This is a genomic window from Stenotrophomonas sp. NPDC077461 (assembly GCF_049545475.1).
Taxonomy (GTDB): domain Bacteria; phylum Pseudomonadota; class Gammaproteobacteria; order Xanthomonadales; family Xanthomonadaceae; genus Stenotrophomonas; species Stenotrophomonas nematodicola.
Genome location: NZ_JBMWDO010000003.1, coordinates 159053 through 178859 on the forward strand (window position 1 = coordinate 159053; position 19807 = coordinate 178859).

The following is a 19807-nucleotide window of genomic DNA, read 5'->3' on the forward strand; positions in this document are numbered from 1 at the left end:
CGCCCTTCGGCGCCGCGTCCGATCCACCTGCGCGGGGATGCCGGCCACCTGCACAGGCTGCGCATCGGGACCGGTCCGGTGGGCCCGCAGGGAACGGTGCTGCGCGACGGCGCCTGTTCGGATTTGTCGAAACGACGTGAAAGCGGGGTCGTCGTCACGTCGCGACATTTACAGGTTGTTTACAAAGGAGACACTGCCGTCAGCAGGGGGGGACGGCAGTCCAGCCCAACATTCCTTTGGAGAGAGAGCGAATGAACGACCTGCATCGCCGCCCGTTGGCGGTCGCTGTATCGCTGTGCCTGTTGTTGGCTGCTCCGGCGCTCGTCGCCGCGCAGGATGCACCCCGCGCCACCACGGATCTGGATCGGATCGAAGTCACCGGGACGCGCATCAAACGCGCCGAGGTGGAAGGCCAGGTGCCGGTGCAGACGCTGACCCGCGACGACATCGAACGCACCGGCTTCAACTCGATCGGCGAAGTGCTGCAGCAGCTCACCGGCTCGGGCTCGGCGCTCAACGCCAAGTTCAACTCCTCGGGCAACTTCGGCTTCCCGCCGGACGGCAGCGGTGTCGGTGCCGGCTCGGCGCAGGTCGATCTGCGCCACCTGGGCGCCAAGCGCGTGCTGGTGCTGGTCGACGGCATCCGCTGGGTCAATGAATCCTCCGCCTCGGGCGTGGGCGCGGCCACCGACCTCAACACCATTCCACTGGCGATCGTGGAGCGCATCGAAGTGCTCGAGGATGGCGCATCGTCGCTGTACGGGTCCGACGCCATCGCCGGCGTGGTCAACATCATCACGCGCCGCCAGTTCGATGGCGCGCAGGTGACGATGAACTACGGCGAGTACAGCAAGGGCGACGGCACCCAGAAGGGCGTGGACCTGGCCTGGGGCACCAGCGGTGACCGCTACACATTGTTCCTCGGCGCCAGCTGGACCAAGCAGGACCCTGTGTATGCGATCGACCGCGAGCAGTCTCGCTTCCCGATTCCTGGCACCGGCCTGTCGTTCGGCAGCTCGGCCACGCCGACCGGGCGTTTCCGTTTCATCGATCCAAACACGGGCATTGAACACAATCTCACGCCCAACAACGGCGTTACGTCTCCGGTCTTCAATGGCGCCGGAGGCTGTGATCGTACGGACGACTATCACTGCTTCGGCACGCCGGACCGGTTCAACTTCGCCGAGTACAACATGGTGCTGACGCCGTCCGAGCGCAAAGGTCTCTTCGGCCAGTTCCGCTTCGACATCACCGACAACGTGCAGTGGTACATCAAGGCGCTGGGCAACCGCCGCGAATCGACCAACCAGGCCGCACCCGAGCCGCTGTTCTTCGGCCCCGACGGCGCTACCGGCAATCCGCTGGCCGACAACATCGTGATCTCGGCGCAGAACCCGTACAACCCGTTCGGGTTCGACCTGGACTCGTCCGACAATCTGCTGGTGATCGGCCGCCGCCCAGTGGAGGGCGGCGCGCGCGTGTTCGAGCAGAAGGTGACGACCCAGTACTTCGCCACCGGCCTGGTCGGCCAGTTCGAGGCGGCCGACCGCAGCTGGTTCTGGGACGTCAACGGCATGTACAGCAAGAACAAGGCCGAGCAGACCAACTACGGCAGCTACAACATCTACAACATCAACCTGGCGCTGGGCGATCCGGCCCTCTGCGCAGCCACCGCCGGCTGCGTGCCGCTGAACATCTTCGGCGGTCCCGGCACCATCACGCCGGACATGCTGCGCTGGATCCAGCCGGTGGTACGCGACCGCAGCCAGAACGAACTGAGCCTGTTCACCGCCAATCTGAGCAGCGACCTGTTCACCCTGCCGGCCGGCCCGGTGTCATTCGCGGCCGGCGTGGAGTACCGCAAGTACGAAGGCTGGTACCAGCCCGATCCGCTGACCGTGGCCGGGTACTACAACGGCGTCCCGTCTCTGCCCACGTCCGGCTCCTATGACGTCAACGAGGCCTACCTGGAGCTGAGCATCCCGATCTTCGCCAAGAGCGCCATCGGCGAGAAGCTCGACCTCAGCCTGGCCGGACGCTACTCGGACTACTCCACCTTCGGTGGCGAGTTCACGCCCAAGTACGGCCTGCGCTGGCAGGTGACCAACGACTTCGTGCTGCGTACCACCTATGCCGAAGGCTTCCGTGCGCCCTCGATCGGTGAGCTGTACGGCTCCGCAGCGCGAGCGGACCTGCAGCTGTTCGACCCGTGCTCGGTTGGCCTGGGCGGTACGCCGCCGCGCGGCAGCGCCGCCAACTGCGCCGCGCTGGGGGTGCCGGCCGGCTTCCAGCAGGCCAACTCGCAGATCTCGGTGACCACCGGCGGCAATCCCGCGCTCGATCCGGAAACCTCGCGCAGCTTCAGTGCCGGTTTCGTGTGGAGCCCGTGGTTCGGCAGCAATGCATCGTGGTCCGAGCGCTTCGATGTGGAGGTGACGTTCTACCGCCACACCATCGAAGGGGCGATCCAGGCGATCAACGCCCAGACCCAGCTCGACCTGTGCGTGGACACCCTGGACCCGCTGTACTGCGATGGCATCACCCGCGCTTCCACCGGCGCGGTGAGCGGCTTCAACAACCGCCTCACCAACCTGGGTTCGATCAAGACCGACGGCTGGGACGTGGACCTGTTCTGGACGCTGCCGCAGAGCGACATCGGCCAGTTCAAGCTGGCCTGGAAGAACACCTTCGTCGGCCGCTACGAGGCACTGGGCGCCGCCGGCCAGCGGCAGCCGCAGGAACCGGGCGTGGAAGTGGTGGACAGCTCCATTCCCGAGTGGACCAGCAACGCCAGCCTGCTCTGGTCGCTGGGCCGCTGGAATGCGTCGTGGACGGTGCGCCACATCTCCAAGCTGACCGAGGAATGCGGCGATGCGTCGGCGTTCCCGGTGTGCAGCAACCAGGTGGCCGGCACCAACGAGCTGGCGGCGATCACTTACCACGACCTGCAGCTGGGCTACAAAGTGGACTGGCTGAAGGGCCTGCAGCTGAGCGCCGGGTTGAACAATGCGTTCGACAAGGACCCGCCGATCTGCCTGTCCTGCTCGCTCAACGGCTACGACGCGTCCACCTACGACATCCCGCGTGGCCGCTACTGGTACCTGCGCGCGGACCTGCGGTTCTGATCCAGAGCCGTACCCGGCAATGACCCATCGGGGCGCCGTCAGGGCGCCCCGGTGCGTTTCCGCCACGGGCCAAGCGCATGGCGTATTCCGGCCACGCCGCGCAGGCGGACGACCATCGCCCTATCATGGCGGTGCCGTGCACGCGCGCACTGCACCCCTTTGTCACCGACGGTCGTCATGAGCCTGCATACCTGGTGGATCTTCGCCGTTACCGTGTTCGTGCTGTGCGGCACGCCGGGGCCGAACATGCTGCACGTGATGACCCGCAGCGTGCGCGTCGGCTTCCGCCGCAGCATCGCCGCGATGGCCGGCTGCCTGAGCGCGCTGGTGCTGGCGCTGTCGATTTCCGCAGCGGGCCTGGGCGCGGTCCTCAAGGCCTCGCCGCTGGTCTTTGATGTGCTGCGCTATGCCGGCGTGGCCTATCTGGTCTACCTGGGCATCAACGCCTGGCGCGGCGGCGACGCGCCGCTGGACGTGGGCAACCCGGCCGCGATCGCGCCCACGTCGCGCCGCATCCTGTTCCGCGACGGCTTCATCATTGGCATCAGCAACCCCAAGCTGCTGCTGTTCGCCTCGGCATTCCTGCCGCAGTTCGTCGACCTCGGCCAGCCGCAGCTGCCGCAGTTCGTGGTGCTGGTGAGTACCTTCGCGGTGATGGAGGTGTTCTGGTACGCCGTCTACGCCGCCGGTGGCCACAGCCTGGCCGGCTACCTGGCCCGTCCGGGTCTGCGCAAGGTGTTCGACCGCGTGGTCGGCACGATCTTCATCGGGTTCGGGCTGGCGCTGCTGCGCGCGCGGCCCTGAGCAGGTGCCGGCCAGCGGCCGGTATTACGGCGATGTCGTGGGTCGATCAACGACCGGATCGATCCGGTGCGGTCCACGCCCGCAGCAACGGCAGCGGATCGTAGGCTCCCGTGCTGCCGTAGATGCCCCAGTGCAGGTGAGGCGGGGTGCCTTTGGCGTTGCCGCTGTCGCCGACGTAGCCGAGCACGGTCCCGGCCTCCACCACCTCGCCGCGGGACAGCCCCTCGCGCCAGCCGTCCAGGTGCGCGTAGTAGTAGCGCTCGCGCGCCGGTCCCAGTATCCAGACCTGGCGACCGCCGAGTCCCCCGTCACGGATGTCCGCCACGATGCCCGGCGTGGCGCTGGTCACGGCGGTACCGCGGGGAGCGAAGATGTCGAGCCCGGCATGGGTGCGGTCGCGTCCGCGCGGTGCGCCGAAGGTGTCGGCGATGCGCCGGGCCGCGACACCGTCCACCGGCACCGGCAGCGCCTCCGGTGGCGCCATCCGCGACAGCGCCCACAGCGCGCGTGGGGCTTGTGCCCACGGACTGTTCCACAGCACACCCGCCAGCACGGCAAGGACGGCCAGCACCAGCAGCCGCACCAGCCAGCGGCGCACGCGCCAGGCGGCCGAGCGGTGGGGGCCTGGCGGCGGGGAGGACGGAGCGTGCGGGTCCACGGGCATCGACGTCGGTGTCCGGCGGGAACGGGGAACAGACTAGCAGGCCGCGTGTGCACACAACGCACGCGTGATGCCCCTGTGCAAAGAGCCTGGCAATGCCCGGCTCTCTGTGTGCTGCGTGGCGCATTGCGTGCCCGGTCAGAACGACCAGGTGAACGTGATCGAGCCGTTGCGGCCGTCGCCGTACGCGCCGTAGCCGTTGATCTGCGACAGGTATTTCCTGTCCAGCAGGTTGTCGAGGTTGGCCTGCACACTGAACGCCGGCGAGATGCGGTAGCGCACGAACGCACTGACCAGCGCGTAGGCATCCTGCTCGATGCGACCGTAGGCCGGCACCGGGTAGTAGATGCGGTTCTGCCAGTTCGCGCCGCCGCCGACGGTGAGATCGGTCATCGACTGCGGGGTGTAGCTGGTGAACAGCTTGATCGTGGTCTGCGGCAGGTTGGTGTTGATGTCCGCATCGTTGATGTCCTTGGCCACGTAGCGCGACGCGCCAACCGTGGCATTCCAGCCCGGGGCCAGCTCGCCGTTGAGCTCCAGTTCGACACCCCGGCTCACCGTGCCGCGCGCGGCGATGTAGGCAAACTCGTTGAGGCTGCCGTCCACCGGAAGGGTGGTGGCCTGACCCACGTTGTCCTGTTCGATGCGGAACACCGCCAGCGACGCATTGAGGCGGTTGTCGAACCAGGCACCCTTGACGCCGACTTCGTAGCTCTTGCCGTCGACCGGGTCGAGGTAGCTGCCGTTCTGCTTCTTGAGCGTCTGTGGCTGGAAGATCTCGGTGTAGGCGGCGTAGGTGCTCCAGGTGTCGCTGAGGTCAAAGACCAGACCGGCGTACGGGGTCGTGACCGTGTGCGAACGGTCGGCGTCTTCGCCTTCGCTCTTCCAGTCGGTGTAGCGCGCGCCGAGAATCAGCTTCAGCGGATCGGCCAGCGACAGACGGGTGGCGGCGTAGCCGGCCTTCTGGGTGATGGTGCCTTTGCTGGCCAGCGCCAGCGCGTTCCAGTTGGGTTCGGCGATGTTGCCGGTCCAGTCCAGGTAGCTGCGGAACGGGTCCCAGGGGCGGCCCTCGCCCCCGACCTGGTAGTCGCCATAGTTGGCGTACCTGCGCTTGTTGTAGCTCAGCCCGGCCATGAACTGGTGCTCGCGGCCGAACAGCTGGAACGGGCCCTCCACGAAGCCGTCGATCGCGTCGACCTTGCGCTCGGTGTTGTAGAACCCGGCCGACGGCGAAACCCCCGCACCGGTCACCGGATCCAGCAGCGACGCGCCCGTGGTCCAGTCGTTGTAGGCCGGGTAGAACAGCTTGTCGTCGGCCCGGGTCTCATCGTGGGTGGCGCCGACGCGGACCTTCCAGTCGTTGGCGAAGCCATGCTCCAGCGTGGCGAACGCGCGTTTGCTGGTGGTGTCCCAGTAGGTCCACTTCGCGGCGGCATTGAACGCCTCGTCGTAGCCGGTGGGGCTGCCGTCGGCGAACAGCATCGGGAACCCGCCCCACGTCGCCCCGTTGGCGCGCTTCTGCTGGTAATCGTAGCCCACGCTCAACTGGGTATCCGGGGTCAGGTCGGCATCGATCACCGCATAGCCCAGCGTCTTGTGCTGGTTGTAGCGGTCCATCTGCGATTCGGTGTCCAGGTAACTGCCGATGACGCGCGCGCGCACCGAGCCGCTGGCGTTGAGCGGAGTGGTCACGTCCACGGTGGAGCGGGTGCGCCCCCAGCTGCCTACGTTCACCGACACGCTGCCGGTCAGCTCGGCGCTGTCGGCGTGCTTGCGGATCAGGTTGACCGAGGCCGACGGGTTGCCTGCGCCGCTCAACAGGCCGGTCGCGCCGCGCACCACTTCCACGCGGTCATACAGCGCCAGGTCCAGGCCGGAATCACCGTAGCTCCAATTCTGCACCATCTGCGTGGGCAGGTTGTCGAACTGGTAGCTGTCGATATAGAAGCCGCGCGCGTAGAACTCGGTCCGCTCGGTATCGGACTGGGTGCTGCTCACGCCGGTGGTGTTGGCCAGCACGTCGATGATGTCATCGAGGTTCTGGTCCTCGATGCGCTGGTGGCTGATGATGCTGATCGACTGCGGAATCTCGCGGGGAGCCAGGTCGAAGCGGGTGCCGGCGGAGGTCCTGCGGACCGAATAGCCTTCGGCACGCTCGCCCTTGACCACCACCTTGTCCAGCGTGGTGGCATCGGCGGCGACCTGGGCCAGGGCAGGTGCGGTGGACAGCGCGCACAGCGCGGCGAACAGGGCCTGCGACAGGCGGCGCTGGGGCAGGGGGCGGGGCATCACAACGGACGTACGGGGCATCGGCGGTTCCAGGGCGCGGGCACGCGCGGCCGATGTCCTCGAGGGCCAGGCGCTGCCTAGTGGGTGGGGGACGGTGCGACGCTGGCGAGGCCCTGCGGAGCAGGACCGTGGCTGCGCGACCGATGATCGCCGTGCCTCCCTGGCACCGACGGGGTGAGGATATGGTAATGGGAAGCATTACTATTGCCAATTCAGGTACGCCGGGGGCGGTCAGCCACGGCATCGGCTTAACATCGTCCGCCGTAGCGTGGGCGCGGTTCTTCCCGGATGACCGCCATGATTGCGCGCAACACGATCTGCCTGTGGTTCGACGGCACCGCCCTGGACGCTGCCACCTTCTACGCCCGGACCTTTCCGGACAGCGCGGTCACCGCTGTCCACCACGCCCCTGCGGACTTTCCGTCCGGCAGGCAGGGCGACGTGCTGACGGTGGACTTCACGGTGGCCGGCATTCCCTGCATCGGCCTCAACGGCGGGCCGGCATTCCGGCACAGCGAGGCCTTCTCGTTCCAGATCGCCACCGACGACCAGGCCGAGACCGACCGCCTGTGGGAGGCCATCGTCGGCAACGGCGGCGAGGAAAGCGCCTGCGGCTGGTGCCGCGACAAGTGGGGGCTGTCCTGGCAGATCACGCCACGCGTGCTCAGCGAGGCCGTCACCAGCAAGGACCCGGCAGTGGCCAGGCGCGCCTTCGAGGCGATGATGACCATGCGCAGAATCGATGTGGCCCGCATCGAGGCCGCCGTGCGCGGCTAGGCGCAGCGGCCGCACCGCGGTAACGGATCCACCCTGCCCACCCGAGAAGGAGAATCCATGAAGAGGATGTTCATTGCGTGCCTGGCCGCCATCGCGTTGCAGGCCAGTCCCGCGCCGGTCACGGCGGCCACGCCGGCCGTATCGCCGCTGGCCGGCCGCTGGGTGATCGACGTGGCCACGCTGCCGATGCCGGTGGCGCAGCGGCCCCGGCGCGTGGTGCTGGAATTCAAGGACGCCGGCAACGGCCGGTGGTCCACCCGCGCCGAGATCGTCGACCCCAGGGGCGCCACGATGACGGCCGACAGCACGCTGCCGCTGGATGGCACGCCCGGCCCGATCACCGGCAACTACGGCGCGGACGTGGCCTCGCTGAGCATGCCGGCGCCAAACGTGCTGGTGATGCAGCTGGTCGACCACGGTACCCCGGCCTCGACACGCATCTACACTGTGGCCGCGGATCGCGACCGGATGACCGAATCCAAGGCGTTCTTCAGCCAGGATGGCAAGCCGATCCTGATGACCATCCACTTCACGCGGGTACCCTGACGACGCCGCCGGAGCGGCACGTCCTGCCCTCGCCTGGCACGGAGGATGCCGGTCTCCTGCAGGCGTTTGATGCGGCGCTGCGCGGCCGGGGCGGACAGGTGCACGACGTCGGTGGTCCTGCGCGGCGGCGTGGCGTTGTCGCGCTGCAGGATGGCCGGGATGGCGCGGTCGAAGCCGTCGGGGCGGTGGGCGGCGGTCATGGATGCGCGAAACATGCAGGGAGGCGTCTGCCATCGAGTCCTTGCTTCGGGCCGCGCGCACTATGATGGCGCGATGTCGACCTCACGCCATGCTTCGCTGATTCCCGTCCTGGCCGTCCTCGGTTCGGTCACCGCCCTGTCGGTGGGCACCTCCTTTGCCAAACAGCTGTTTCCGCTGATCGGCGCGCAGGGCACCAGCGCGCTGCGCGTGGGCTTCTCGGCGCTGGTGCTGCTGGCGGTGTTCCGGCCGTGGCGGTGGACCACCACGCGCGCCGATGCCGGCGCGATCGTCCGCTACGGGATCACCCTGGGCGCGATGAACCTGATGTTCTACATGGCGCTGCGCACGATCCCGTTCGGGATCGCAGTGGCCATCGAGTTCTGCGGACCGCTGGCGGTGGCGATGTGGTCGTCGCGCCGGCCGGTGGATTTCGTCTGGGTGGGATGCGCGCTGATCGGGCTGCTGCTGCTTCTGCCGCTGGGGCATGGCGCGCCGCTGGACCCGGTCGGCGTGCTGTTCGCGCTCGGGGCGGCGGCATGCTGGGCGATGTACATCATCTTCGGCAAGCGCGCGGGCCATCTGCATGCCGGGCACACCGTGTCGCTGGGGCTGTGCGTGGCCGCGCTTGTGGTGGTGCCGGTGGGCGTGGCGCATGCCGGCATGGCGCTGCTGGACCCGGCGATCCTGCTGTTCGGGCTGGGCGTGGCGATCGTGTCGAGCGCCATCCCGATGTCGCTGGAGATGATGGCGCTCAAGCGGCTGCCGAAGGAGACCTTCGGCATCCTGATCAGCATGGAGCCGGCGGTAGCCGCGCTGCTGGCGATGGGACTGCTGGCCGAACACCTGACCCCGCTGCAGTGGACCGCGATCGGCTGCACAGTGGTGGCGTCGGTGGGCAGCACGGTGACCGCCCGGCGGCCCTCCCCGCAGGTGCCGGGCGCCCCGGCGTAGCAGCGGCGCGTCAGCGCTGTCGTGCGGGGGTGTCACCTGCGACGTGATAGGGGGCGGTGCTGCGCGGCAGCGGGGCGCGGCCACGGATGCGGTCGGCGATCTTCTCGGCAATCATGATGGTGGTGGCATTGAGGTTGCCGGTGATGATGCGCGGCATGATCGAGGCGTCCACCACGCGCAGGCCCTGCATGCCATGCACGCGGCCCTGGCCATCCACCACACTCATCGCGTCGGTGCCCATCGCGCAGGAGCACGACGGGTGGTATGCGGTCTCGGCGCGGGCGCGCACGAAGGCGTCCAGCTCGGCGTCGGTCCTGCAGTCGGCACTGGGGCTGATCTCGCGCCCGCGGTACGCGTCCAGGGCCGGTTGGGCGATGATCTCGCGCGTGATCCGGATCGCGTCGCGGAACTCCTGCCAGTCCTGGTCGGTGGACTGGTAGTTGAACAGGATCGACGGATGCGCGTGCGGGTCCAGCGAACGCGCGTGCACGCGGCCACGGCTGGGCGTGCGCATCGAGCCTACGTGCGCCTGGAAGCCATGCTCCTTGACGGCATTGGTACCGTTGTAATTGATCGCCACCGGCAGGAAGTGGTACTGGATGTTGGGCCACTCGAAGTCCTCGCGCGTGCGGATGAAGCCGCCCGCCTCGAACTGGTTGCTGGCACCGATGCCGGTCCCGGCAAACAGCCACTCCGCACCGATCGCCGGCTGGTTCCACCACTGCAGGGCGGGGTACAGCGACACCGGCTTTTTGCAGGCGTACTGCATGTACACCTCCAGGTGATCCTGCAGGTTCTCGCCGACCCCGGGCAGATCGTGCACCACCGGCACGCCGAGCGATGCCAGCAGCGCCGGCGCGCCCACGCCGGAACGCTGCAGGATCTGCGGCGAGGCGATCGCACCGGCGCACAGCAGCACTTCACGGCGTGCGTGGGCATCGATCGGCGTGGCGCTGCCGCCGGCCAGGTAGCGCACGCCCACCGCGCGCTTGCCGTCGAACAGGATGCGGTCGGTGGTGGCGTGCACCACGATCTCCAGGCCATCGCGGTCCTTGGCCATGTCCAGGTAGCCGCGTGCGGTGCTGGAACGGCGGCCGCGCGGAGTCACGGTCCGGTCCATCGGGCCGAAGCCCTCCTGCTGGTAGCCGTTGAGGTCGTCGGTGCGCGGATAGCCCGCCTGTACGCCGGCCTCCACCATCGCATGGAACAGTACGTTGTTGCCGTTCTTCGGCGTGGCCACGCTGACCGGGCCGTCGCCGCCGTGATAGTCGTTGGCGCCGATGTCGCGGGTTTCGGCCTTGCGGAAATAGGGCAGCACGTCGTGGTAGCTCCAGTCCTCCAGGCCATCGAACGAGGCCCACTGGTCGAAGTCCAGCGCGTTGCCGCGGATGTAGCACATGCCGTTGATCAGCGAGGAGCCGCCCAGCCCCTTGCCGCGCCCGCATTCCATGCGCCGGTTGTCCATGTGCGGCTCCGGCTCGGTTTCATAGGCCCAGTTGTAGCGGCGGCCCTGCAGCGGATAGGCCAGTGCAGCCGGCATCTGGGTGCGGAAATCCAGCCGGTAGTCGGGACCGCCGGCCTCCAGCAGCAGCACGCTGATGCCGGCGTCCTCGGTCAGGCGCGCAGCCAGTGTGTTGCCGGCCGACCCGGCGCCGATGATGATGTAGTCGTACTCGCGCTTCATGGCAGCGTCTCCTTGTCGGGCCGGTTCAGAACACCGACGCGTAGCGGTCCAGCTCGATCTGGATGGATTTGGTGCGGGTGTAGGCGCGCAGCGTCGCCAGCCCGTTCTCGCGGCCGACGCCGGACTGCTTGTAGCCGCCCACCGGCATCTGTGCCGGCGATTCGCCCCAGCAGTTGATCCAGCAGATGCCGGCCTCGAGCTGGTGGATGAGGCGATGGGCGCGCGCGAGGTCGGGGGTCACCACGCCGGCCGCCAGCCCGTAATCGGTGTCGTTGGCGCGGCGCACGGCCTCCTCCTCATCGTCGTAGGCCAGCAGGCTCATGACCGGGCCGAAGATCTCTTCGCGCACGATGCGCATGTCATCGCGGCAGTCGCTGAAGATGGTCGGCGCCACATAGCAGCCCTTGGCCAGCGCGCCGTCGGTGAGGCGCTCGCCGCCGCAGACCAGCCGTGCGCCCTCGGCCCTGCCGCTGGCGATGTGCTCGAGCACGCGGTGCATGTGTGCGGCGCTGACGAGCGGGCCGAAGGTGGTGTCGCTGGCCAGCGGATCGCCGATGCGGATGCGCGCGACACGTTCCAGCAGCTTGCCTTCAAAAGCGGCAAGGCGGGTCCTGGGCACGAACACGCGGGTGCCGTTGGTGCACACCTGACCGGCGCTGTAGAAGTTCGCCATCATCGCCACGTCGGCAGCCAGGTCCAGATCGGCGTCGGCGCAGACGATCAGCGGCGACTTTCCGCCGAGCTCCATCGTCACCTCCTTGAGCGTGGAGCTGGAGGCGCTGGCCATCACCTTGCGGCCGGTGCTGGTGCCGCCGGTGAAGGAGATCTTCTCGATGCCGGGATGTTCGGTCAGCGCCGAACCCACGCCGGCACCATCGCCGGGCAGTACGTTGAACACACCGTCGGGCAGTCCGGCTTCAGTGAAGATCTCGGCCAGCTTCAGTGCGGTCAGCGGCGTGACTTCGCTGGGCTTGAAGATCATCGCGTTGCCGGCGGCCAGCGCCGGGGCGGCCTTCCACAGGGCGATCTGGATCGGGTAGTTCCACGCGCCGATCGCGCCGACCACGCCCAGTGGTTCCTGCCGGGTGTAGAAGAAGCTGCTGTCGCGCAGCGGCACCTGGCTGCCTTCCAGGCCGTGCATCACGCCGGCGTAGTACTCCAGTACATCTGCGCCGGTGACGATGTCCACGGCGGTGGTTTCGCTCAGTGGCTTGCCGGTGTTGCGGCTCTCCAGCGCGGCCAATGCATCGTTGCGCTCGCGCAGCAGGGCCACCGCGCGCAGCAGGATGCGCGAGCGCTCCACGGTGGTCAGTGCGGCCCATGCTTTCTGGCCGGTCCGTGCACTCGCCACGGCGGCGTCGAGATCGTCGCGGTTGGCGCTGTGCACGTTGGCGAGCACCTCGCCGTTGGCCGGGTCGATGACCTCGAAGGTCGTTCCGCCCTGTGACGGAACGTAGCGGCCGCCGATGTACAGCAGTTGATCGGGGAAGGTGGGCATGTCGATGACTCCTTTGCAGCGGGAGACCAGCCGAGGTCAGCGCGTGAGGTGCAGGAACTGCAGATGGCGCTCGTACTGGTCGATGATGTCGTTGATGATCTGCTGGCGGCTGTAGCCGACCAGCTCGTAGTCCTGTCCCCCCTCATAGAGGTGGACTTCGGCGCGGTAGTAGCGCTGGTTGCGGAAGCGCTGCGCGGCGAAGGACGGGGTGAGGTAGCCGCGCATCACCACCTGGTAGCGGAACACCTGCTGTTCGCCGTGGTCCACCACCAGTTCCATCTGGCCTGGCTCGAAGCTGGTCTGCACATTCAGGCCCTGCTCGCGCAACTGCGCGGCCACCGCTTCGATGGCCGGGCGCACGTCGGTGTCCATGAACCGGTAGACCTCGTCGCGCACCGGGAAATGCACGGCCTGGGTCAGGCGCTGGCGCCAGCCGCGCTGGTGCCGGGACTGCCCGATCAGCGGGGTGGGCGAGTACTGCGAGGCCTTCCTGCGCTGGGATTCCTCGCCCAGCGCGCGGGTCAGGCCCCACAGCATCAGCAGCAGCACCACCGAGAACGGCAGTGAGGCCAGCACCACTGCCGATTTGAGCGCGTCCATGCTGCCGGCCAGCAGCAGCCCGGCGGTGACCAGACCGGTCATCACCCCCCAGAACACCCGCAGCCAGCGCGGGCCATCGTCTTCGGGGGCGCCGCCGTGGGAGGACAGGGTGGACAACACCACCTTGCCCGAATCGGCGGAGGTGACGAAGAAGATGAAGCTGACGATCACCGTGACGGTGATGACGGTGCGGCTCCAGGGATAGTTGTCGAGCAGCGCGTAGAGCACGGTCGGTGGGGTGTCCACGGCCATCTGCGCCAGCTGTACCTGGTCGTGGTGCAGGATCTGGTCCAGCGCGCTGTTGCCGAAGATGGACAGCCACGCCAGGGTGAAGCCAAGCGGAATCAGCAGCACGCCGAACACGAACTCGCGGATGGTGCGGCCGCGCGAAATGCGGGCGATGAACAGGCCCACGAACGGCGCCCAGCCGATCCACCACGCCCAGTAGAACACCGTCCAGTTGCCCAGCCAGTCCGGCCGGCCGCCGTAGGCGTAGACATCGAAGCTCTTGCCGACCACGTTGCCCAGGTAGTCGCCCAGATTCTGCATCAGCGCATTGAGCAGGTACTGGGTGGGGCCGGCGAACAGCATGAACAGCAGCAGCCCGATCGCCAGCAGCATGTTGATGTCCGACATCCAGCGCACGCCCTTCTCCACGCCGGACACTGCCACGGTGATCGCCGCGCCCATCATCAGCACGATCAGCCCGACCTGCACCCAGGCGGCATGCGGCACCGGCAGCAGCGTGTTGAGCCCGGCATTGAGGTGCAGTACGCCGAAGCCCATGTCCGCGCCGAGCCCGAACACGGTGGCCACAATGCCCAGCGCATCCACGGTGTAGCCGATCGGGCCATTGATGCGCTTGCCGATCAGCGGATACAGCGCCGAACGCAAGGCCAGCGGCAGGTTGTGGCGGTACGCGAAGTAGGCCAGTGCCATCGCGGCGAGCGCGAACACGCCCCAGCCGTGCAGGCCCCAGTGCAGGAACAGCAGCTGCATGGCCTGGCGCGCGCTGGCCTCGCCGCTGCCCACACCGCCCTGCGGCGGGACCAGGTAGTGGGTGAGCGGCTCGGACACGCAGAAAAAGAACAAGGTGATGCTGATGCCGGCGGCGAACAGCATGCCGGCCCAGGACAGATAGCTGAACTCCGGCTCGTCGTGATCGGCACCGAGTTTGACGTTGCCGTAGCCGGACAGGGCCACGCCGACCACGAACACCAGGTACACCGTCATCGCCAGCAGGTAGTACCAGCCGACGTTGCGCGAGGCCCAGGTCTGCGCGTCCAGCAGCGCCACGCCTGCATCGATGGGAAATGCGGCAACCAGAATGGCGAATGCCGCCACGAGGGTGGCGGCAAGCAGGAAAACGGGACGAAGCGTGCGCACCTCGGGCGGATGCGGCTCCAGGGTACTCATGAGGCGGGGGACGCTCCGATGCCTGGACGGCGGAGGGGCGATTTATCGCACACCGGGTGTGGATGCTGCGTCAGCACATCGGCCCGGCGCGTGGCCGGGCATGAGCGTCAGCGCAGGGCGCTGGTCGGAACCTGCAGGTCCATGCCCACTGCCAGGTGGTCGGAAAACGCGGCCGCCACTGCTTCGGTACGCTGGATGGTCAGGCCATCGCTGACCAGGATGTGGTCGATCGCACGCTCGGGGCGCCAGCTCGGGAAAGTCGGCACCACGCAGCCCGGCGGCTGCAGTCGCGTGTGGCGGTAGAGCGCCTGCATTTCCGGTCGATCGGCCACGCAGTTGAAATCGCCCATCAGCACCGCGTTGGGATGGTCGGACAGCAGTTCGGCGATGAAGGCCAACTGCGCCATGCGCGAGTTGGTGCCCAGCGACAGGTGCGCCACCGCCACCGCGAGGCCGTGAGGGCCATCACCGAATTTGGCCAGCAGCACGCCGCGCCCGCCGATGCGGCCGGGCAGGGCGTGGTCCTGGACTTCCACCGGCTCGAGCCGGCTGAGCAGGCCGTTGGCGCTGGAGGCGACCCCGCCCATGCGGCGGTTCGGCTGGTGGCTCCAGTAGTTGAAGCCGGCGCGCTCGGCCAGATAGTGGGTCTGGTTGGTGAAGCCCGAACGCAGGCTGCCCGGATCGGCCTCCTGCAGGCCCACGATGTCATGGCCGCTGGCGAGCCGGGCGATGGCATCCAGGCTGCTCCGCTTGCGCCCCGCCGGCAGCGCATGCGACCAGCTGCGGGTCACATAGTCGCTGTAGCGGCGGGTGCTGGAGCCGGCCTGGATGTTGGCCGTGAGCAGGCGCAGGGTCCGCGTGTCGGGGGAAGTCACGACGGGTTCGCTGGCAGCCGTGCTCAGTTGCCCTTGGCGGCGCGTTCGCGCGCGACCAAGTGGTCGGCGATGCGCAGCATGTCCGGGAAGCTCTTGCCCTTGACCAGGTACTTGCCGTTGACGATCACCGACGGGGTGCCGGTCACGCCGCTGCGCTGCGCGAACTGCTTGGCGGCATTGGTCTTGGCGTTGACCGCGAAGCTGCTCATGGTGGCGGCGAACTGCTTCGGATCGGCGCCGAAGGTGGAATAGAACTTGGCGATGTCCTCGACCGAATCGCGGCCGCGCTCGCCCTTCAGGGTCTGCTGGGCGTGGATGGCGGCATACAGCGCTTCGTGGGTCTTGTCCTGCAGGCCCATGCTCTGCGCGGCGTAGAACGCACGGCCGTAGTCATCCCAGGTGTTGCCGAACATGGCCGGCACGTAGACGAAGCTCACGTCGCTCGGCAGGCCGGCCTTCCACGGCCCGATCAGCGGCTGGAACGCGGCACAGGCCGGGCACACGTAGCCGAACACTTCGGCCACTTCGATCTTGCCGGTAGCCGGCTGGAACGGCTGGCCGTTCTCGATCACCACGTAGTCGGTCCCGGCAACCGGTTCCGGGCCGGTCGGGCGTGCCGAGGCGGACGGCGACGGCGCCGCTGCGTTCTCGGTGGCCGCGGCCGCCGCGGCAGTCTCGCCGGCGGCAGCCGGGGTGGCCGGCGCGGCCGGTTCGCTGGCCGGGGCCGTCGCCGGGGTGGCCGGCTCGGTCGGGGCGGCGGTGTTGGCGGTGCCATCCTGGGCCTTGCACGCGGCCAGGATCGGCAGCAGGGCCATCAACGTCATAGCGAAACGGGTTTTCATCGAAGCATCTCCAGCGGATGAACAGGGTGGGCCGACGCGCAGCGACGGCCAGGGGAACATGATGACATGCGGTGGCCAGGCCCCCGCGTGCACGGTGCGTGACGGTTCAGCGAGCGTCGACTCAGCGCGCTTTTTCGCTACGGGCGCGGGCGATCAGGGCATCGGCATTGCGCAGCATCGATTCGAACGAATCGCCCTTGACGCGGTACTTGCCGTTGACGATCAGGGTCGGGGTGCCCGTCACCTTGGCGCGCAGGGCGAAGGCGCGCGCGCCTTTGACCTTGGCATCCACCGCCTCGCTCTTGAGCGCGGCGATGTAACGGTCCGGGGTTACGCCGTAGCCCTTGTAGAAGCCAGCCAGTTCATCGGCCGAGATGTTCTGCATCGGCAGCGAACGCTGTTCGTGCAGCGCATCGAACATGGCGCGGTGGCTGCGCTTGGCGACGCCGAGCTGGTCGGCGGCGTAATACGCGCGCGCGAACGAATCCCACACGCCACCGAACGCGGCGGGCACCGGGGTGAAGCGCACATCCTTGGGCAGCTTGGCGGCCCAGGCTTCCAGTTGCGGTTCGAAGTGGGCGCAGTGCGGGCAGGTGTAGCCGAACATCTCCACTACTTCGACCTTGCCGGCCAGCGGCGCGAACGGACCGGCGTCCTCGATCAGTTCATAGTCCCGGCCTTCTTCCAGCGGCGCGGCCGGGGCGGCGAGGGCACTCAACGGGCTCAGGGCAAGCAGCAGCAGCATCAGGCGGGGCATCACACTCATCTACATCCATCTCCATCGGGAAAAAACGACGCCGGCCCTATCGCCGGCGTGCTGGTGAACATACCGTGCCGCGTGCGCGCGGCGCATCCGCCATCGGTCCCGGCGGTCGCCCGGGAGCCTCGAGCGGCCGCGACCTGCCGGCGACAGGGCTCAGGGTGCCTGTGCGGCACCGGTGCGCGTGGGGGCCGCCGCGACATCGTCGGCGCGGTTGTGCAGGCCCTGCAGATAACTGCCCAGCGCCTGGATCTCCTGTTCGGTGAGCTGCCGGGCGATGGTGGCCATGATCTGGAAATGCGCCTTGTCGGTTTCGTGGGTGACCCCGGCCTGGTACTCCTGCAACCGGCGCGCGACATACGCCGCGTGCTGGCCACCGATGTGCGGGTAGGCCGGGCCCGGGTTGCCGGCGCCGGTGGGGCCGTGGCAGGCCATGCACGCCGGAATGCCGCGGTCGGCATCGCCACCGCGGTAGAGCTGCTGGCCGATCTCGTAGAACTTTTTGCCGGCGTAGGGACCTTCGCTGACGAGGCCGTCGTCGGCAAGCCCGGCACTGGCTTTCTGCGTTGCGAAATACGCACCGATGTCGCGCATGTCCTGCGGGGTGAGGTCCTGCACGAACGGCACCATCGCCGCCGAGGCACCGGAGGTGCGCTGGCCGTTGGCGATCAGGGCCATCTGCTGGGCGACGTAGCGCTCGCTCTGGCCGGCGATGCTGGGGTACATCTCCACCGTGGAATTGCCGTCGGCGGAGTGGCAGGCCGCGCAGGCGGCGGCCTTGGCCTGCCCGGCCTTGGCATCGCCCCAGGTGGTCTTGCTGAAATCGACCTCCAGCGACGCGGTCTTGATCGGCCCGTTGTCGGGCAACGGGGTCAACGAGGTCTGGGCGACCGCAACGGCGGCCAGCAGCGATACAGCGACAGCGGAAACGGCAAGAACGCGAGCGTGGCGCATGCGGAAGCTCCGTGTGGACCGGCCTGGCGGCTGCAGGGTGCAGTCGCGGGGATCGCCCGATTATCCATGCCGTTTCACGCCACGGTCAACGCAGCAGTGCAGCAAAACCGGGCCGGGGCAGCGCGTTGGTGCCCCGGACATGCGATCCTATGCCCATGTCATTGCTCCTCGAACGTGCCCATTACCTGCTTTCGGCCCACAACACCCGGCAATTGCCGGAGGATGTCGGGGCCGAAGTCGCCTTTGCCGGGCGCTCCAACGCCGGCAAATCCAGCGCCCTCAACGCCTTGACCCGCCAGAACAGTCTGGCCCGGGTCTCCAAGACCCCCGGCCGCACCCAGCAGCTGGTGTTCTTCGAGGTCACCCCGGACGCCAAGCTGGTCGATCTGCCCGGGTACGGCTACGCCAAGGTGCCGCTGGATCTCCAGGCGCACTGGCAGGCCTTCATCGACCAGTATTTCCGCACCCGCGAGGCCCTGCGTGGCCTGGTAGTGGTGATGGACATCCGCCACCCGCTGAAGGACTACGACCGCCAGATGCTGGCCTACGCGGTCCAGCGCGGCCTGCCGGCGCACGCGCTGCTGACCAAGGCCGACAAGCTCGGCCGGGGCCAGCAGGGCATCGCCCTGCAGAAGGTGCGCAAGGAACTGCAGTCCTCGTTCGGCGACACTGTCAGCGTGCAGACCTTCTCCGGCCCCGCCCGCCAGGGCGTGGACGAGGCCCGCGGCATCATCGGCGGCTGGCTCGGCCTGAACAAGCCGGCCCCGGAAACCGCCTGACCGGCGCGTGCCGGCCCGACCGCGGGTCGGCGCCACCGACCCGGGGTTACTCCGCGCCGGGCGCGGGCAGGGGGGTGAACTCGCCCGGGACCCAGGCGAATGCGTCGCCTTCGCGGCGTACGTGGCCCAGGCCCGGGAACGGCAGGTGCGCACCGGCGACCCACCAGCCCTGGTCGGCCGCCTCGGCCATCATGCGGCGGCGGCTGGCGATGGCGGCGTCGCGGTCGCTGTCCGCTTCGTACGCGGCCGCTGGCTGTGCGAACTGCACCGCATGGAAATGCACGATGTCGCCCCAGACCAGCAACGCCTGGCCGGGCGCGGCGTCGATCTTCCAGGACACATGTCCGGGGGTATGGCCGTGGCTGTCCAGCGCGCTGACCCCGGTCGGCAGCGCCTGCCCGGCCCGGAAACGACGCAGTTTTCCCGCTGCCTCATACGGTGCTGCCGCCTTGCGTGCCAGTGCGAAGGCGAAGCGGACGCCCTGCGGTGCGCTGGCTTCGCTGGCCGGGTCCAGCCAGTAGCCGGCATCGGCGGCCGACAGCCAGACCGTGGCGTTGGGATAGGCAGTGCCGCCCTGCGCATCCAGCAGGCCGCATAGATGGTCCGGGTGGGCGTGGGTGAGCAGGAGGTCGTCCACCTCGGCCGGGTCGTAGCCGGCGGCGCGCAGGTTGCCCAGCACCTGGCCCAGCCCGGGGCCGAAGCACTGCGCGGTGCCGGTGTCGACCAGGGTGAGGTGGTTGCCGCGCTGGACCAGGTAGGCGTTGACCGCCGTCTGCAGGCCCTTGCCATCCTCGGGCACATACCGATGGTCGAGCAGGCGGGTGACCGCGCCGGGGGCGATGCCTACCAGTTCTTCGCGGCCCAGTGCGACAGTGCCGTCGAACAGCGCGGTGACCTGCAGCGTCCCGATCTGCTGGTGATAGACGCCCGGCACCTGGGTGCGCGGCAGGTGGGATGTGGTGGCGAAGGCGGGACCGGCAACGGCGGCCAGCACCAGTGCGGCGACGAGCGGGCGAACGCGGAGGAAGGGCATGCAGGTGTCCAG

General features: G+C 68.4%; 17 protein-coding genes. 6 read left to right on the forward strand and 11 right to left on the reverse strand.

Annotation, left to right across the window (positions count from 1 at the left end):
- Nucleotides 1-251: 251 nt before the first annotated feature.
- Nucleotides 252-3125: a TonB-dependent receptor gene (locus tag ACPEH8_RS07340; RefSeq protein ID WP_136005087.1), complete on the forward strand. Its 2874-nt coding sequence runs from the start codon at nucleotides 252-254 to the stop codon at nucleotides 3123-3125.
- Between the two features lie 177 nt (nucleotides 3126-3302).
- Nucleotides 3303-3929: a LysE family translocator gene (locus ACPEH8_RS07345; RefSeq protein WP_136005085.1), complete on the forward strand. Its 627-nt coding sequence runs from the start codon at nucleotides 3303-3305 to the stop codon at nucleotides 3927-3929.
- Between the two features lie 46 nt (nucleotides 3930-3975).
- On the opposite strand, the gene ACPEH8_RS07350 is transcribed toward ACPEH8_RS07345, so the two are convergent.
- Together ACPEH8_RS07350 and fhuE are read right to left on the reverse strand one after the other, a co-directional pair.
- Nucleotides 3976-4593 (reverse strand): M23 family metallopeptidase, encoded by a 618-nt coding sequence (locus ACPEH8_RS07350; protein WP_051008559.1) that lies wholly within the window; start codon nucleotides 4591-4593, stop codon nucleotides 3976-3978.
- A gap of 135 nt (nucleotides 4594-4728) precedes the next feature.
- Complete coding sequence (fhuE, locus tag ACPEH8_RS07355) at nucleotides 4729-6900, reverse strand: ferric-rhodotorulic acid/ferric-coprogen receptor FhuE (RefSeq protein WP_017354780.1); 2172 nt, start codon at nucleotides 6898-6900, stop codon at nucleotides 4729-4731.
- 276 nt (nucleotides 6901-7176) lie between these two features.
- Here fhuE and ACPEH8_RS07360 point away from each other — a divergent pair, with 276 nt between their 5' ends.
- Entirely contained in the window at nucleotides 7177-7656 is a 480-nt protein-coding gene (locus ACPEH8_RS07360; protein ID WP_026070565.1) for a VOC family protein, read from the forward strand.
- A 57-nt stretch (nucleotides 7657-7713) separates the two neighbouring features.
- Nucleotides 7714-8202 carry a LuxR family transcriptional regulator gene (locus ACPEH8_RS07365; RefSeq protein ID WP_423666414.1) on the forward strand — a complete coding sequence of 163 codons (489 nt, stop codon included), beginning with the start codon at nucleotides 7714-7716 and terminating at the stop codon, nucleotides 8200-8202.
- Here the strand turns inward: ACPEH8_RS07365 and ACPEH8_RS07370 are convergent.
- Nucleotides 8097-8417 (reverse strand): AsnC family transcriptional regulator, encoded by a 321-nt coding sequence (locus tag ACPEH8_RS07370; RefSeq protein WP_423666416.1) that lies wholly within the window; start codon nucleotides 8415-8417, stop codon nucleotides 8097-8099. The genes ACPEH8_RS07365 and ACPEH8_RS07370 overlap by 106 nt on opposite strands.
- Before the next feature lie 58 nt (nucleotides 8418-8475).
- Between ACPEH8_RS07370 and ACPEH8_RS07375 the strand changes: the two genes are divergently transcribed.
- Nucleotides 8476-9354, forward strand: a complete 879-nt coding sequence (locus ACPEH8_RS07375) for an EamA family transporter (RefSeq protein ID WP_017354777.1) — start codon at nucleotides 8476-8478, stop codon at nucleotides 9352-9354.
- A 10-nt stretch (nucleotides 9355-9364) separates the two neighbouring features.
- Here the strand turns inward: ACPEH8_RS07375 and betA are convergent, their stop codons facing one another.
- From betA to ACPEH8_RS07410, 7 genes are all read right to left on the reverse strand, one after another.
- On the reverse strand, nucleotides 9365-11038 hold the full coding sequence (gene betA / locus ACPEH8_RS07380; protein WP_017354776.1) for a choline dehydrogenase: 1674 nt from the start codon (nucleotides 11036-11038) through the stop codon (nucleotides 9365-9367).
- Nucleotides 11039-11063: 25 nt separating this feature from the next.
- Nucleotides 11064-12536, reverse strand: coding sequence for a betaine-aldehyde dehydrogenase (gene betB / locus ACPEH8_RS07385; protein WP_017354775.1), 1473 nt, complete (start codon nucleotides 12534-12536; stop codon nucleotides 11064-11066).
- A 36-nt stretch (nucleotides 12537-12572) separates the two neighbouring features.
- A complete protein-coding gene (betT, locus tag ACPEH8_RS07390; RefSeq protein ID WP_423666418.1) occupies nucleotides 12573-14552 on the reverse strand; it encodes a choline BCCT transporter BetT in 1980 nt (659 codons plus the stop codon).
- A 107-nt stretch (nucleotides 14553-14659) separates the two neighbouring features.
- Nucleotides 14660-15427 (reverse strand): endonuclease/exonuclease/phosphatase family protein, encoded by a 768-nt coding sequence (locus tag ACPEH8_RS07395; protein WP_017354773.1) that lies wholly within the window; start codon nucleotides 15425-15427, stop codon nucleotides 14660-14662.
- Between the two features lie 23 nt (nucleotides 15428-15450).
- Nucleotides 15451-16269, reverse strand: coding sequence for a thiol:disulfide interchange protein DsbA/DsbL (locus ACPEH8_RS07400; protein ID WP_153164768.1), 819 nt, complete (start codon nucleotides 16267-16269; stop codon nucleotides 15451-15453).
- A 121-nt stretch (nucleotides 16270-16390) separates the two neighbouring features.
- On the reverse strand, nucleotides 16391-17035 hold the full coding sequence (locus ACPEH8_RS07405; RefSeq protein WP_136005070.1) for a thiol:disulfide interchange protein DsbA/DsbL: 645 nt from the start codon (nucleotides 17033-17035) through the stop codon (nucleotides 16391-16393).
- A 150-nt stretch (nucleotides 17036-17185) separates the two neighbouring features.
- A complete protein-coding gene (locus ACPEH8_RS07410; RefSeq protein WP_423666420.1) occupies nucleotides 17186-17983 on the reverse strand; it encodes a c-type cytochrome in 798 nt (265 codons plus the stop codon).
- A gap of 155 nt (nucleotides 17984-18138) precedes the next feature.
- On the opposite strand from ACPEH8_RS07410, the gene yihA reads away from it, so the two are divergent.
- Complete coding sequence (yihA, locus tag ACPEH8_RS07415) at nucleotides 18139-18762, forward strand: ribosome biogenesis GTP-binding protein YihA/YsxC (protein WP_017354770.1); 624 nt, start codon at nucleotides 18139-18141, stop codon at nucleotides 18760-18762.
- A gap of 46 nt (nucleotides 18763-18808) precedes the next feature.
- On the opposite strand, the gene ACPEH8_RS07420 is transcribed toward yihA, so the two are convergent.
- On the reverse strand, nucleotides 18809-19795 hold the full coding sequence (locus ACPEH8_RS07420) for an MBL fold metallo-hydrolase (protein WP_423666422.1): 987 nt from the start codon (nucleotides 19793-19795) through the stop codon (nucleotides 18809-18811).
- Nucleotides 19796-19807 lie beyond the last annotated feature (12 nt).